Genomic DNA, 14,159 nt, shown 5'->3' with positions numbered 1-14,159 from the left:
CGCCGACAATCGCGATCACGAAGATGAGGTAGTCGATGTACAACTTGGGCATGGGCGCGAGCGCAAGCGCGACGACACACGCCACGGTAAGCGCGCCGACCAGCAGCGCGCCCCGGCGCGGCGAGTAGAACCCGCGGAGGTACATCGCCAGAAACATCGGGGCGATCAGGCAGACGAACTCGGCGACGATCGCGACGTGGAAGGCCATCACCATGGGTGTGGCGACGATCGCCACGGCCGTCGCCGGTCCGGGTTTGTCGGGCCTGACGGCCAACCACGCCAACGCCGCGGCGCCGAGCACGACCGCCGCGATGCCTCCGGTCGGGTTCCCCGGCTTCAGCCCGGGATGGATTCGGATGAAGGTGCTGAACACAACACCCCAGGTGTAGAGGAACGTGGTGGCGCCCAAATAGATTCGCAGCAGCCGAACCTGATGCCTGCCGTAAAAGCCGCTGCCCGCGTCAGCACGCAACCGCAACCGGTATCGGCCTGCCCAACGGCCGCCTGGGCCTCGGAGGCTTGGACCCATCCGGTCAATCTCCCGGTCATGTGCTGACGCTCGGCCAATTACTGACATCGCCATTTGGCGAGCGCTCGTTTGCGGGTTAACGCTACTAAAGCATGCCGCGACACGCTCAATGAAGCCGCTAGATCTCCGAATCGGCGGGCCGCCGATTAACGGCGTAATTCCCGGGAAATAATCGTAACGGCGAGGCCGCTTGGCAAAAGGCGATTGGGATTGCGGCGTGCCGGTCAGTGTTCACCGTCGCCCATACCGAAGTTGGCTTCACGCGCTACCGGTGCGGCCAACAGACCGGAAGAAGAGCTCGTGCAACGCGGCGATCACGATGATTTCGGTGGCCCCTGTGGCCGTGATTGGCGTCGCCGCGGGTTCGATCTTGACAACGGGTTAGCAGCGATTTGGTCCGGAATCGGCCGTTGCGGGACTTTCCCCAAACCGTGTCAGCAGTGGGACTATGGTGTTGCTGAATTGCTGCGTCGGGAGGTTTCCATGGACGGGACCCCGTTCGGCCGGTACCGATTAATCAATTTGCTCGGCCGGGGCGGCATGGGAGAGGTCTGGCGAGCTTATGACACCGTCACCGACCGGATAGTCGCGCTGAAAGTACTCCCGGCGCATTTTGCTGGGGACAAGACGTTTCAACAGCGATTCCGTCGCGAGGCCCACTCAGCGGCACGGTTGAACAACCCTCACGTGGTGCCAATACACACCTACGGCGAGATCGACGGACGGCTATTCGTCGACATGCGCCTGATCGAAGGGCGGGACCTGGCGACCGTGCTGGCCTCCGGTTCAATGTCTCCGGCACGCGCGGTGCACATCGTCGAGCAGGTGGCACACGCCGTATACGCCGCGCACAAGATTGGATTGGTGCATCGGGACATCAAGCCCTCCAACATCTTGCTCGATGAAAATGACTTTGCGTATCTGATCGATTTCGGGATCGCTCGTGTTCTCGGCGAGACCGGTCTGACTGGTACGGACGCGGTGGTGGGCACGCTGCGCTACATGGCACCCGAGCGCTTCAAAGTCGGTGAGGCCGATGCACGCTCGGACATCTACGCGCTTGCTTGCGTGCTCTACGAATGCTTGACGGGAGGCGCCCCGTTTCCGGGCGACAGCATCGAGCAACAATTGGCAGGGCATCTGTCGGCGCCGCCGCCGCGCCCTTCTGACTCCGGCGCGCCGCCCGCATTCGACGCGGTCATCGCCACCGGCATGGCCAAAGACCCTGCGCAGCGCTACGCCACCCCGGTTGACATGGCACGAGCCGCGCGCGATGCGATCACGGTGCCGCTACGCCGTCCGGACCCGAGCGCGCAGTCACACACCGCCACTGTCCCCACTCGAGTGGCCTCATGGCCGAGTGAGCCAACACGGCAAGGGCGGAAGCCATTGCACCCCGGTCCGCAGCAGGAGATAACCGGGAACCGCAAGCGCGCCAAGCGATCTTGGGTGGTCGCCGCCGCGGTGATTGGAGTGGTCATGGCGTTGGGGGCCGCGAGCCTATACCTTCTGCGCACACATACTTCAACGCACGGATCTCCTACATCAACGGCGGGATCTTCGCAGACGACCGGATCTGCGGCGGCGGCCGCGCCGCCGAGCGGGGGAGGCACGCCCAGTTCGGGGGTCATCGCAGTGCCGAGTGGTCCACCCACGGTCGCCACCTCGGTACGGGTAGGCAATGGCGCGTTTGGAGTCGCGGTCGACTCCGCCGGACACACCGCCTATGTCGCGAACACCGGTTCCAACTCCGTGTCGCTGGTCGATACCGGCAGTCGTACGGTCACAGCCACCATCGCGGTAGGACGCCACCCGGTGGGCGTTGCCGTGGATCCGTCGACCCGGACCGTCTACGTCACCAACTACGACGACTCCTCGGTGTCGGTCATCGACACCACCAACGGCACGGTCATCGCCAAAATCGGTGTCGGGAGCCACCCCGGCGGGGTAGTGGTCGACCCGGATGCCCGGATCGCCTATGTCACTAACGGTGATAGCGCATCGGTGTCGGTGATCGACGTGACAACGCATGCCGTGACCGCGACGGTGCCTACCGGAAAAGGTCCAAGCCGGGTAGCCATCGATCGGACCGCGCACCGCTTGTTTGTCACCACTGCCGATCCCGCGGTGACGGTTGTCGATACCACGAACCGAACTGTCATCGGTACCGTTGCGCTCCGCGTCCACCCGGCCGGCATCGCCATCGACACCGCATCGCACACCGCCTATATCGCCAGCGGCGACGATGCATCGGTGTCCTTCGTCGACACCAACAGCCTGAGCGTCACCGCTAGTGTGCCTGTCGGGCAACGCCCCGCGGGGGTCGCAGTGGACCCCCCGACGAACACCGCGTACGTGGCCAACTACAGCGGCGGGTCCGTGTCCGTGGTCGACACCACCAAACACATCGTCACCGGAATCCTTGCCGTCGGAAACAATCCGCTCGCCATCGCCGTCGACCCAAACACGCACTTCGCCTACGTCACCAGCGACCTTGACCATGGCTCGTTGACAGTGATCGAGCGCTGACGTCGGAGCCATCGCGCACCGGTGGATCTTTACTCGGTGCTCTGGCTTGCCGTCTATGACGGCGTTGTAAGTTCGTTCGGGCGATCGCTGGCGCATTCAAGTGATTCGGTTTGAAGTCACGTCCGGGCGAAAAGGTCAGCCGCAACTCGATCCACCACACGAAGACGCGAAAGGAAGCCTATGAGAACGATCGCAAACCGCCACGCGGCAATCGTCGGCCTGGCCGCCGTCGCGCTGATCCCTGTGGGCTGCAGCAATGGCAAGAGCGTCGACGCGTCGGCGCCGCCTCAGGTCGGGGTGAGCGCCACCTCCACGTCGAAAGCCCCGGCGCCGCCCACCGAGGTGAAGCTGATAGGGGAGCGCGACGTCGAGGTGACTCTGACCGGCCCGATCGCGGTCAAGTACTCGTCGGCAACCGAGGATCAGAAGAAGGCACTCGGCAAGCCGCTGACGGGTGACCGCAACGCGGGGACTCGGGACAGCGGCGTGGTGTTCCAGCAATTCCAGGGCGGCGCGATCACCGCCAGGAACGGCGCGGCGGGCACAACCGCGTACATCATCGTGGGCAAGATCCGGGAGGCCTGGAATGTCCCACGTGGCCCGGACGGCACGCCTGCGGTCACCGGCACTAACGGTTCCGCAGGTCCGCTGGGCTCGCCCACCAGCGACGTGAACGCCTTGGGCGACCTGCAGGTGTCGACCTTCGAGCACGGCAAGATCGAGTACAACCCGACGACCGGCCAGGTCGCGGTGACGGTGAACGACAAGGTCGTCCCGTCCGGGCTCTAGCTCGAATTGCGGGCAGCGCCCTGGCCCGCCATTTGGATGACTCGCATGGTGGAGGTTCCACTGGCCGCAATCGGGGGCCAGGACGTCGTTTGGTGTCGACTTCGAGTCCGCCGACCTTCGGCCCTGGAGTGGCCGACTTATCCCACAATCGCCCGCGCTGCGCGCTCGGCGATGAGCATGACCGGCGCGTTGGTGTTGCCGGAAATGATGGTGGGTATAGCCGAGGCATCGACCACCCGAAGGCCTGCGACGCGATACACACGGCAGTCGGTATCGAGCACCGCGGCGGGCGCCCGTGGCCGACCGTGCGCGTCAAAGGCTCCCATCGCGCAGGTGCCCACCGGGTGGAAAATAGTCGTGCCGAGTTCACCGGCCGCGTTCTGCAGGTCTTCGTCGCTCACCAGCTGCGGGCCGGGAAGCAACTCCTGCGGGCGGTAGCGGGCCAGAGCTGGCGCCGCCATGATCTGCCGGGTCATCCGAAGGCCCCGCACGGCGATTTGACGATCAACGTCGGTCGACAGGTAGTTGCAGAAGATCTTCGGATAGGTCAGGGGATCTGCACTGGCCATCCGCACATGGCCTCGCGAAGTGGGTCGCAGATTGCAGACCGAGGGAGTGATCGCGCCGAAGGGGTGCAGGGGTTCGCCGAACTTCGGCAACGACAAGGGCTGCACATGCCACTCCAGATCGGCACTTCCCAGCGCGGGGTCGCTCTTGGCGAAAGCCCCCAGGGTGGAAGGCGGCATCGTCATGGGCCCCGACCGCAACAGCAGGTATTGAAGCCCCATGCCTGCACGGGTGATCCAGTTCCTGTACAGGGTGTTGACGGTCGGGGCGCCCTGGACCCGGTAGATCGTTCGAAGCTGCAAGTGGTCTTGGAGGTTTTCGCCCACTCCTGGCAGATCGACGGCCACCGGCACTTGATGCTGGGCGAGCAGGCCGGCCGGGCCGAGACCCGAGACCTGCATCAGATGCGGCGAGCCAATCGCTCCGGCGCTCAGGATCACCTCGTTCCGGGCTCGGACGTCGACAATGTGGCCGCCTTTGAGCAACCGCACACCGGCGATGCGGTGCCGGGCCGTGGTCCAGGCGCCCCGGCGCTGATCCTCGAGGACCTGATCGTCCATCAGAAGCCGCAAGGCCTGGGTCTGCGTGTAGACGGTGAGATTCGGCCGGTGGGCGATGGGATGCAAGAAGGCATCGGCCATCGACCAGCGACGGCCGCGCCGTTGGTTGACGTGAAAGTACGCACAGCCGGCGTTGTCGCCCTGGTTGAATTCATCGATCGGGGAGATGCCCACCTGGGCGGCGGCGGCCTGCCAGGCGTCCAGGATCTTCCAGCGCACCCGCGGTAGCTCGACGCGGATCTCACCACCGGCGCCGTGCCAGTCGTCGGCTCCGCCGTAGTAGTTTTCCAGCTTTCTGTAGATTGCCAGTGTCTCGCCGGGACTGTCCGGGCCACCCCAGAGCCAGCGCTCGTCACCGGTGGCCTGTGCCCAGAGCTTGTAGTCACTTGCCTGTCCGCGCATGTGGATCATCGCGTTGATCGACGAGCAACCGCCGATCACGCGGCCGCGTGCGTAGTGAATGCTGCGGCCGGCCAGGCCGGGGTCGGGCTCGGTCGTAAAGCACCAGTCGGTGCGGGGATTGGCGATGGTGTACAGGTAGCCCACCGGCACCTTGATCCAGAACCAGTCGTCTTGGCCGCCGGCCTCTATCAGGAGGACACGGCGATCAGGGTTGGCGCTGAGTCGATTGGCGAGCAGGCAGCCGGCGCTGCCTGCTCCCACGATGATGAAGTCGAATTCGGCCACCGGGTTCATTCCGGTATCGGTCCTCCACGGCGTCGGATACGAGTCCTAGTGTGCGCGATGACCACCACATCCCGTCGAGGAATGATTGGCCGTGACTGATGAGCGAGAACCGTTGACGGCAGGGCAGTACGCGTAGCTTTACTGCGAGCCCTCCAGTCTGGCGCAGCCTGCTGTTGCCGCAAGTTAGCAGGGGGTGTTTGGATACGATTGGCATGTGCGACGGCAGCCGCCGATGCACCGGCCGGATTCTTTTTCAGTGCCGAATCTCGGTGCGCAGTTCACTTGTAAATCCTGCATAGGACAGCTCGCCATTGCCCAGATCAACGTCCTCCAGTGGAGCTACAGCCGCGATTCTGCTCCTTGTCGCTAGCATCCCAACAACGGCCTGCAGCCATCCATCGGTAACGGCTGCCTCGGTGAAGTCAACCACCACGTCAACCGATGCCTCTGCGACACATAGCGACTCATTGACGTTGGCCGGCACAGCTTTCCCGCTGCATGACGTCCAATGCCGCGATATGGGCGGCGCGGTGATCGTCACGGCCAAAACGCAGTCCGGTGAAGGTGTCACCGTCGATGCCGCGGGCGGCAAGCTTGAAACTTTGGACTTCAGCGCCGGTGGTATCGCCTACTTCTGGGAGCCGACATCGACCGGAGGAGCACCGCCACCAACGCTGACGCGAGACGGTGACAATTACACCGTGACTGGCAAGATCAAACAGCTTCACGATTACACCAAACTCAGTGATTTCACGTTTAGAGCAACCTGCCCGCGTTGAGCATCCTCGCCTCGGCGCGTTACCGGCCCCTCCAGCGACGACTTGGGATCGACTGTGCGCCACGGCCGTCCGTCCAGGAGGTCCGGGCGACCGGCTAACCAAATGACAGCAGCCACGATAGCGTGGGCACAATGTCGATTCAGGCGATGACCCAGAAGCACAGGGAGTGGCTTCGCACTTGGTGACGACTGATCAGTTTGGCGGCTAGGGGGACGATGCGAAGAACGAGGGGAATGAGCGCGCCGACAGGCAGCCATGCGCTCGCAATCCTGGCGCTGTCCGCGCTGACAGCCGGGTGCACGGCGACCGTCAGCGGCACAGTGGTAGCGGCCCCGACCATGGGTCATGCTCCTCAACCGTTGCCACCCGGTGCCCTGTCCGGATTGCTGCTCAGCCCGACTGAAATTGGCTCGATCATGGCCGCCCACATGGAGGTGGTCGACACCGGCGACACCATGTACACGAATCAGCCTCTCGCTGATGGATGTTTGGTCTGGGCCGAGGCACAGGATTACTCCTACCAAGGCAGCGGCTGGACGGCTGTGCGCATGCAGAAGCTGAAGGACCGACGCGACAACGCCGATCATGTGGCATACCAGGCGGTGGTGTCGTTCCCGGGAGGATTGGCCGCCCATGACTTCTACGCCAGCCAGGTCACGGGCTGGGCGAACTGCGATGACCGGCGCGTCGATCTCCACGACCCGGGAGACCCCACGGCGCACTACTGGACGCTGAGTAAGGCCCGCGCCGAGGACGGCGTCTTGACGATAACGAGGGTCCAAGAAGACGGTGGAGGAGTTTGGGCGTGCCAACGCGCGTTGACGGCTTCCAACAACGTGGTGATCGATGTAAGCGCATGCGCCGACAATGTCGGCGACCGGGGTGCGCAGATCGCAGAGCATATCGCGAAGAAGATTTCCTAAGCTTCGACAACCGAGCGGTCGGAGAGCGTCGACAAACGTCTGGAAACTTGTCGACGCCTCGATCCCACTAACCGCGAAATGAGCTGATACAGGAGAGGATAACGAATCCCAGGCGTAACTTGACATAATGTCGCTTATCGGCACAACGGGTATAGCCCGGTCGCGGACGAGAGCCGCCTTCGCGGGCCCCGACCTGCAATTACCCGGTCGAGCCGGCTATCGCGCCAACCGCCGGTACCCTCGGCCGCGTCATCGAGTGTGCGTTCAGGGCATCGAGTGTGCGCCCACGGCGGCGACACGCCGATCGGCGCCACCATAGGCGCACACCCAAATGAGCGCTGGGATGCGGCAGTTAAGTGGCAATTAAGTGGCCGGCACCCCCGATCCGGCTTTCCGCCTACCCAGCCCCAAAACGTCACCGTGACGAAAGTCTATGCGGCTCAGCGGTATTGCGTCACTTACCGGCACGAAGCCTGCGAAGCGGTTTTCAGAAATGGGCCGCCTTCGCGAGATCTGGCCCACGAACCGCTCACCGGTGAGACGTCGACAGCCGGCGGCGCACCCCGCGGCATCGAGTGTGCGGTCAGGGCTTCGAGCGTGCGCTCACGGCGGCGACACGCCGACAAGCGCCGCCATGGGTGCACGCTCGATGGCACGAACATTCGGCGACCGGCTTCGCACGCCAACAAGCGACGCCCGCCGATCTCCGCTTCCCCGCCAAGGACCTGACCAATGCGTCACCGTGACGAATTACCCCGTCCCACCCCAGAGCCCTGGCCGGGAGGTCAGTTCGAATTGTGTCGCCAGCGCCTGGGGGCCGCGCTGCGATGCGTGTCGGTCGACCAGAGATGGCCGCAATCCGAGCACTGCAGATGCACCAGCGTGCCCCTGTTACTCAGGAGGTACTGCCAGTGCGTATCGCAGTTGCGGGTGCTTCGACAATCGCCACATCTGGCGCGGTGATCGCAGCGCGGACACGGCAACCATGCACGCCGGCCACGGTCGGCCGTCGGATCAATCGGTAGCACGAGCAGTCGTCCGTTCAGGCAACACGCCGGCGCGGACCAACTCGTCGTAGACCCGCTGCTGCTCCTCATCGAGATTCGAGTACAGCATTTCGTATGCCTTTTCTTCCTCTTCAAGCACGGCGACAGGGTCCCAGTCGTCACCCGTCGCCTCGAGCATCGCGCTGCGTCTACGCGCCTCGTCGAGGGTCAGGTCGTAGCCAAAGTCGAGGTCGGCCATCGCGCTCCCAGCCATTAGGTATGCAAACGAATGGTAAGGATGGCCTAATTAGTGGCCCGCGGGCTATGAACTGGGTCACTATTGTCACTTGACGTTGGTCACACCCGGCCCCCGTCACTGTGGCACCGAGAACCCGACGAGCCACGCCGTGACGACGCGGCCGTCGGGCGGCTACCTGCCCGGAAGCGGGCCCCGGACCCTATCCCCCGTCCCCCAGGTCCGTCGCCGGCAATACGTCACTGTGACGAATATTGCTGCAGCGCAGGGTTATTCACGACTTAACCGCCGCGCGCAGGCCACGATCTCGAACGAATTCAGCCGAATCGTTTCTCACGCACTCAGGCGCCGATAGCGGTCGAGCCGCCGCAGGGCCTGCGCCGACGCCCGCCCCGGGGCCGGCTGCAGCGCGCTGTCGACCCGCGCACGGACAGCATCGACGTCGAGATCCATTCCGATCGCCACAAGACGATTGGCCACGGCCCCCCGCGGCGCAGGCCCGATGTGGATTGCGCTACCTACCAGATTGACGACATAGCCATGAACGGTCGCGCGGTGGCGCACTGCCACGATCCCTTTCAGCCTGAACACCCGCGGCGGCGGATCTTCGAGAAGGTCGAACAGGGCATTGGGGTCGACGCATCCGGAGCTGCGGACGGCGACGGCGTCGGCATGGACGTGGTCATGGTCATGCTCGGGCGCCAGATCCAGGAACGAGAGCTGCCCAACCCGGCCGGACGTGGCGGACGCGTCGAAGAGTAGCTCCGGGGCTATCCGGCCACCCGTCGTCGCCACGACATGTATGCGCGGGTTACGTTGCGCGGCACGGTGTGTGACGCGTTGCACCATGGCCGCCCGCTCGCCCTCGGGCACCTGGTCGATCTTGTTGACGACGATCAGCGACGCCGCACCGTAGCGCACCGGCGGCAGGGCGCCGCAGTCGACGGTGTCGAAGTGGTTCACTGCGTCGACGACGTCGACAAGCCCGCCCGGGCGAATCCCGCGGATCTCACTGAAGCCGATGATCCGCGCGATAGCCACTGGGTCGGCCAGACCGCTGGCCTCGACGACGATGGCATCGAGGCGCCGAGCCGGGTTGGCGAGCTTGATGAGTGCGTCGTCGAGCCCACCGCCGTCGGGCAGGCAACAGATGCATCCTCCGGCGATCGACGCTGGCTCGTCGACCTGGCCGGCGACCAAGGCGGCGTCGATGTTGATGTCGCCGAAGTCGTTGACCACCACACCTATTCGCGTGCGAGGATGGCGTAACAGGTGGTTGAGCAACGTCGTCTTGCCGGCCCCGAGATGACCAGTGAGGGCGATGACGGGTACCGCAGCCACGCCTCACCCTCCACTTCGACGTCCGGACATCCGATGCTAACCGGCGCAGCTTGATCGGTGTGCTCGCCGCCGGGTCGGAGTCCAGCGTTGCCGACAATGCTCAGCAAGGAGCCGCGGCTACTGCCGCGACCGGGGCGGCGAGACTGACATCGACTCCTAGCCCATCGGCCGGTCAGCCGCCGGGCGCCGACCAGTGCACCACCTTCATGGCGGTCATCTCGTCGAGTAGTTCGGGCCCGAAGCCGAAGCCCGCGCCGCTGGCACGGCGGGGTTCGGAGGCGCCGCCCGGCGCACCGCCGAAGACGTCGTTGATCTTGACGGTCCCCACGGGAAGCTTACGCCACGCGTCCTGGGCGTGCGCCATGCCGCCGGTGAGCACGGTGGCGGCCAAGCCGTATCGGTCGTCGGCGGCTTCGGCCAGTGCCGTGGCGAAGTCGGGCACCGCCCGTACCGGCGCGATGGGACCGAACGTTTCCTCGCGCATGATGAGCATGTCGGGCGTGCAGTCGGTCAACACCGTCGGCGGGTAGAACGAACCCGGCCCGGGTCGCGGCTCGCCGCCGACCAGAACGTGGGCCCCGGCGCGGGTGGCCTCCTCGACATGCGTGTGCACGTGCTCGCGATGGCGCTCGTCGACCAGCGGTCCGATGCGGTCGGCCCACGCGATCGCCTCGTCGATCAACGCGTTGAGGAATGCGTCGGCGATCGATTGCACGACATAGACCCGCTCCACCGAGACGCAGATCTGTCCGGCATTCGCGAAGGCACCGAGCGCCGCCTGCCCCGCCGCCCACGCCGGATCCACGTCGGCGTCGACGATCAACGGATCGTTTCCGCCGTTCTCCAGCAGGGCCTTCGCGCCCCGCTCGGCGCAGGCCCGCGCGATCTCTCGGCCCGTCGCACTGCTGCCGACGTGCGCGACGACATCGACCAGCTCCGCGGCCGCCAACCGTTCCCCGACGGTGCCGTCACCGTCCACGATTTCGAGGACACCGTCGGGCAACCGCGCCGCCAGCAGCTCGGCGAAGCGCCGGCCCGTCTGCGGGCAGCGCTCGCTGGGCTTGTGCACCACAGTGTTCCCGGTAACCAGGGCCGCTCCGAGCAGTCCGGCCGCCACCGCCACGGGATCGTTCCACGGCGTGATCACCGCAACGACGCCGCGCGGCTGGGGCACCATCAAATCGGTTGCGGACCAGCCGCCCTGCAGGGCGCTGCCGCGGTGCAACGGTCCGAGTTGGGCGTACTGAAGGAGCGTGTCGATGCCCGCGTTCACGCCGCCACGCGCGTCGCCGCTCAGCTTGCCGGTCTCTCGCTCGTTCAGTTCGGCGAGTTCGTCAGCCGCGGCCCGTAGGTCGCCCGCTGCGGCCGCCACGGCGGCGGCGCGTTCGGCCGGCGACGTGCGGGCCCAGTCGCCGGCGGCGGCCGCCGCACGCCTGACCGCTTCATCACAGTCGGCCGGCTCGGTGATCGGCACCTGGGTGACGGTGTCACCGGTGCGCGGATCCAGGACGCTGATGATCTTGGTAAGGGTCGAAGCCACGACAGCGGATACCCTGCCCCAGGCTCGACCAATCAGCGACCGGCAAGAATCCCTGGTCAGCGCGGTGAAGAACGCCTCGGGACGCCATGCCGATCCGGTATGGTCGGCGTGTCCGCGAGCGGAAGAAACAGAGGGCTTCGATGGCAAAACGGTTCCCCGGCAACGCCTTTACCTCATCGCAGGCGGTGGATCCGGGTCTGCGCAAGGTTGCCCGGTTCCTTCCGCGTGGGTATGCGCTCCAGCGCGGGCTCAAAGTCCAGCGGACGATCATGAACTTTTTCGGAACGGCCGGCCGGTTGCGGGACGTGCCGGAAGCGACGGTCGACGAGCACGTCACGGTTCGTCTGCATCGTCCGGTCGATCTTCCCGGCCGCGCCCCGGCCATGTTGTGGGTCCACGGCGGCGGGACCATCATGGGTCGCGCCGCCCAGGACGACAAGTTCCTGCGCAAGCTGTCGAACCGCACCGGTGTCGCGATCGCGGCGGTGGAACATCGCGTGGCACCCGAACATCCGTACCCGATCCCGGTCGAGGACTGCTACGCGGCGCTGCGGTGGCTCGCACGCCAACCATGGGTGGACCCCGATCGGCTCGCCGTCGGCGGGGCCAGCGCCGGCGGGCTCTTCGCGGCCGCGGTGGCGCAACGGGCTCACGACCGCGGTGACGTCAAACTCGCCTTCCAGATGCTGGTGTATCCCATGCTCGACGATCGGACCGGCGCCGAACGCAGCGGTCAGAGGCGCATCATGTGGACCGAGACCGACAACCAACTGGCGTGGCGCTGGTATCTCGGCGGCGCCGACGCCAAAGAGGCCGCCCCGTCGCGGCGGGACGATCTCTCCGGACTGCCGCCGGCGTGGATCGGGGTCGGAACGTTGGACCTCTTCTACGAGGAGTGCCGGCAGTACGCGCGGCGCCTGCGGGAGGCGGGCGTCCCCGTGCACGAGGAGATCGCTCCCGGCGCGTTTCACGCCTTCGACCAGATTGTGGATAACGCGCCCGTGTCGGTGAAATTCTTCGCGAGCCAGTGCGATCACCTTCGCGACGCGCTCGCCCCATCCGCGGCATAAACCGCGCGCGCAGCGGCCGACCCGCTTGTGCGCGAACACTTTCCGCCCAGCGCAGCGCAGGCGAACGGGATGCCGGCAGACGCCTGGACGGCGAATGCCGTCACTTTTTGACTGCAAAGTGTGCAGAATGTGCAACTATGGACGCCGTGGTCGTCAATCAGATGGGTCTACGCGAGCGCCGTCGCCGCCAAACGAGCGCGGACATCCGCGACGCCGCGGTGCGCCTCACGGTGGAACGCGGCTACGACAAGGTCACCATCGACGAGATCTGCGCCGAAGCCGGCATCTCGACGCGCACCTTCTTCAACTACTTCCCCAACAAAGAATCGGCGATCGCCTACGGGCCGTCCGACATACCCCCCGAACTGGTAGCGGATTTCGTCGCCGCCGGCCCTGCCCCGTACTCGGAGGTGCTGGCGGAGCTGATCACGCTGGCCGCCCACCATCTTCGCGACGTGCCCCCACGCCGCGAACACGCAGCACACATGCTCGAACTCGCCAAAACCTCGCCGGCGGTGCTGGCCGCGTTCCTCGCCGACCTGGAACGGTTTCAAACTCACCTGACCGACATCGTCGCCCGCCGCCAGGGCATGCAACCCGACGACGAAATCGTCGCGCTGATCGCCGCGCTGGCGCTGACGGCGGTGCGCTCCGGCATCGAGCGGTGGTCGAGGGGCGAGGGCGACGCCGACGACACGCCGATGCCCCATGTCGAGCGAGCGGCCGCGCTGGTCAACAGCATCTTCACGAAGTGACCTGAAACACCGACCGCAATCGTTGCATGGTGTGCAACAAATGCACAGTATGTACTATGCTCTGTTCTGCGGTACTCGGGAACGCCTCCGCGTCGCACGGCGCGTGTCGCACTGGGGGCGACGACCGGCGTTCTCGTGAGACCGCTACCTCTGACCATCGAACCTGTACGGACCGAGGCGACCGCCGAAACCGTTGCGGCGCACCGTAAGCCGTCGCGCATGACTGACCACGTCACGATCGGATGACGAGGAAGGGAATTCCCTAGGTGCAGATCTCGAAGGTTATGCGCAACACATGGTTGCCGCTGCTGATCGTCGCGGTCCTGGTCATCGGTGGCTTCGCGGTGGCGCGGGTCAAGTCGTTCTTCGGAGCCCACGACACGGGCATCATGACGAGCCCACGGCTGGACGATTCCAAGCCGTTCAAGCCGAAGGTCGTCAAGTACGAGGTCTTCGGCACGGCCAGCACGGCCAACGTGAACTATTTGGATTTGTCTGCCGACCCGAAGCGGGTCGACGGTGCGCCCTTGCCGTGGACGCTGGTGCTCAGCACGACTGCCCCATCGGTCTTCCCGAACCTCTCGGCCCAAAGCGACGGCAATTCGTTGGGCTGTCGCATCACCATCGACGACGAAGTCAAGGCCGAGAACCAAACCAACGGCGTGCACGCCCTGACCTTCTGCTTGGTGAAATCCGCATGAGCGCACACTTCGATGACGCCCGCACCGACACCATTCCCGTGGCCGACGAACCGGTACGGGAAAGAATCCCGCGGATCATCCGAACCTTCGCGGTTCCCATCATCATCGGCTGGATCGCGCTCATCGCGGTGCTCAATGTCGTCGTTC

General features: G+C 65.4%; 11 protein-coding genes and 1 pseudogene. 7 read left to right on the top strand and 5 right to left on the bottom strand.

The features are described from left to right. Positions 1–478, bottom strand: a pseudogene (locus A9X05_RS13555) (GGDEF domain-containing protein); the annotation flags it as partial. Positions 479–1,012: 534 nt separating this feature from the next. Between A9X05_RS13555 and A9X05_RS13550 the strand changes: the two are divergent. Both A9X05_RS13550 and A9X05_RS13545 read left to right on the top strand, forming a co-directional pair. After that, positions 1,013–3,058, top strand: coding sequence for a serine/threonine-protein kinase (locus A9X05_RS13550; RefSeq protein WP_067781966.1), 2,046 nt, complete (start codon positions 1,013–1,015; stop codon positions 3,056–3,058). A gap of 180 nt (positions 3,059–3,238) precedes the next feature. Then, positions 3,239–3,847 (top strand): LGFP repeat-containing protein, encoded by a 609-nt coding sequence (locus tag A9X05_RS13545; RefSeq protein WP_067781964.1) that lies wholly within the window; start codon positions 3,239–3,241, stop codon positions 3,845–3,847. A gap of 137 nt (positions 3,848–3,984) precedes the next feature. Here the strand turns inward: A9X05_RS13545 and A9X05_RS13540 are convergent, their stop codons facing one another. Continuing rightward, a complete protein-coding gene (locus tag A9X05_RS13540; RefSeq protein ID WP_067781958.1) occupies positions 3,985–5,670 on the bottom strand; it encodes a GMC family oxidoreductase in 1,686 nt (561 codons plus the stop codon). 407 nt (positions 5,671–6,077) lie between these two features. Here A9X05_RS13540 and A9X05_RS29680 point away from each other — a divergent pair, with 407 nt between their 5' ends. Both A9X05_RS29680 and A9X05_RS13530 read left to right on the top strand, forming a co-directional pair. Then, a complete protein-coding gene (locus A9X05_RS29680; RefSeq protein WP_197499055.1) occupies positions 6,078–6,440 on the top strand; it encodes a lipoprotein LpqH in 363 nt (120 codons plus the stop codon). A 233-nt stretch (positions 6,441–6,673) separates the two neighbouring features. Further along, positions 6,674–7,363, top strand: a complete 690-nt coding sequence (locus A9X05_RS13530; protein WP_067781955.1) for a sensor domain-containing protein — start codon at positions 6,674–6,676, stop codon at positions 7,361–7,363. 1,014 nt (positions 7,364–8,377) lie between these two features. On the opposite strand, the gene A9X05_RS13525 is transcribed toward A9X05_RS13530, so the two are convergent. From A9X05_RS13525 to A9X05_RS13515, 3 genes are all read right to left on the bottom strand, one after another. Continuing rightward, on the bottom strand, positions 8,378–8,608 hold the full coding sequence (locus A9X05_RS13525) for a DUF6400 family protein (protein ID WP_231969111.1): 231 nt from the start codon (positions 8,606–8,608) through the stop codon (positions 8,378–8,380). Between the two features lie 330 nt (positions 8,609–8,938). Continuing rightward, on the bottom strand, positions 8,939–9,946 hold the full coding sequence (locus tag A9X05_RS13520; protein WP_067756390.1) for a GTP-binding protein: 1,008 nt from the start codon (positions 9,944–9,946) through the stop codon (positions 8,939–8,941). Between the two features lie 172 nt (positions 9,947–10,118). Further along, positions 10,119–11,462: an aldehyde dehydrogenase gene (locus A9X05_RS13515; protein ID WP_067781969.1), complete on the bottom strand. Its 1,344-nt coding sequence runs from the start codon at positions 11,460–11,462 to the stop codon at positions 10,119–10,121. Positions 11,463–11,626: 164 nt separating this feature from the next. Between A9X05_RS13515 and A9X05_RS13510 the strand changes: the two genes are divergently transcribed. The 3 genes from A9X05_RS13510 (at position 11,627) to A9X05_RS13500 (ending at position 14,012) form a co-directional block, all read left to right on the top strand. Then, positions 11,627–12,556, top strand: coding sequence for an alpha/beta hydrolase (locus tag A9X05_RS13510; RefSeq protein ID WP_067756387.1), 930 nt, complete (start codon positions 11,627–11,629; stop codon positions 12,554–12,556). Between the two features lie 137 nt (positions 12,557–12,693). Then, positions 12,694–13,311, top strand: a complete 618-nt coding sequence (locus A9X05_RS13505; protein WP_067756383.1) for a TetR/AcrR family transcriptional regulator — start codon at positions 12,694–12,696, stop codon at positions 13,309–13,311. Positions 13,312–13,595: 284 nt separating this feature from the next. Continuing rightward, complete coding sequence (locus A9X05_RS13500; RefSeq protein WP_067756421.1) at positions 13,596–14,012, top strand: MmpS family transport accessory protein; 417 nt, start codon at positions 13,596–13,598, stop codon at positions 14,010–14,012. The last annotated feature ends 147 nt before the right edge of the window (positions 14,013–14,159 follow it).

Source organism: Mycobacterium sp. E3298, assembly GCF_001666895.1.
GTDB lineage: Bacteria > Actinomycetota > Actinomycetes > Mycobacteriales > Mycobacteriaceae > Mycobacterium.
The sequence above is the reverse complement of the archived record's forward strand: the minus strand, read 5'-3'. Positions and strand labels throughout refer to the sequence as shown.

What these genes read in the sequence shown, in the direction of transcription:
- A9X05_RS13550 (WP_067781966.1), top strand. Translation starts at nt 1,013, where the DNA reads ATGGACGGGACCCCGTTCGGCCGGTACCGATTAATCAATTTGCTCGGC.
- A9X05_RS13545 (WP_067781964.1), top strand. Translation starts at nt 3,239, where the DNA reads ATGAGAACGATCGCAAACCGCCACGCGGCAATCGTCGGCCTGGCCGCC.
- A9X05_RS13540 (WP_067781958.1), bottom strand. Translation starts at nt 5,670, where the DNA reads ATGAACCCGGTGGCCGAATTCGACTTCATCATCGTGGGAGCAGGCAGC.
- A9X05_RS13530 (WP_067781955.1), top strand. Translation starts at nt 6,674, where the DNA reads ATGAGCGCGCCGACAGGCAGCCATGCGCTCGCAATCCTGGCGCTGTCC.
- A9X05_RS13525 (WP_231969111.1), bottom strand. Translation starts at nt 8,608, where the DNA reads ATGGCCGACCTCGACTTTGGCTACGACCTGACCCTCGACGAGGCGCGT.
- A9X05_RS13510 (WP_067756387.1), top strand. Translation starts at nt 11,627, where the DNA reads ATGGCAAAACGGTTCCCCGGCAACGCCTTTACCTCATCGCAGGCGGTG.
- A9X05_RS13505 (WP_067756383.1), top strand. Translation starts at nt 12,694, where the DNA reads ATGGACGCCGTGGTCGTCAATCAGATGGGTCTACGCGAGCGCCGTCGC.
- A9X05_RS13500 (WP_067756421.1), top strand. Translation starts at nt 13,596, where the DNA reads ATGCGCAACACATGGTTGCCGCTGCTGATCGTCGCGGTCCTGGTCATC.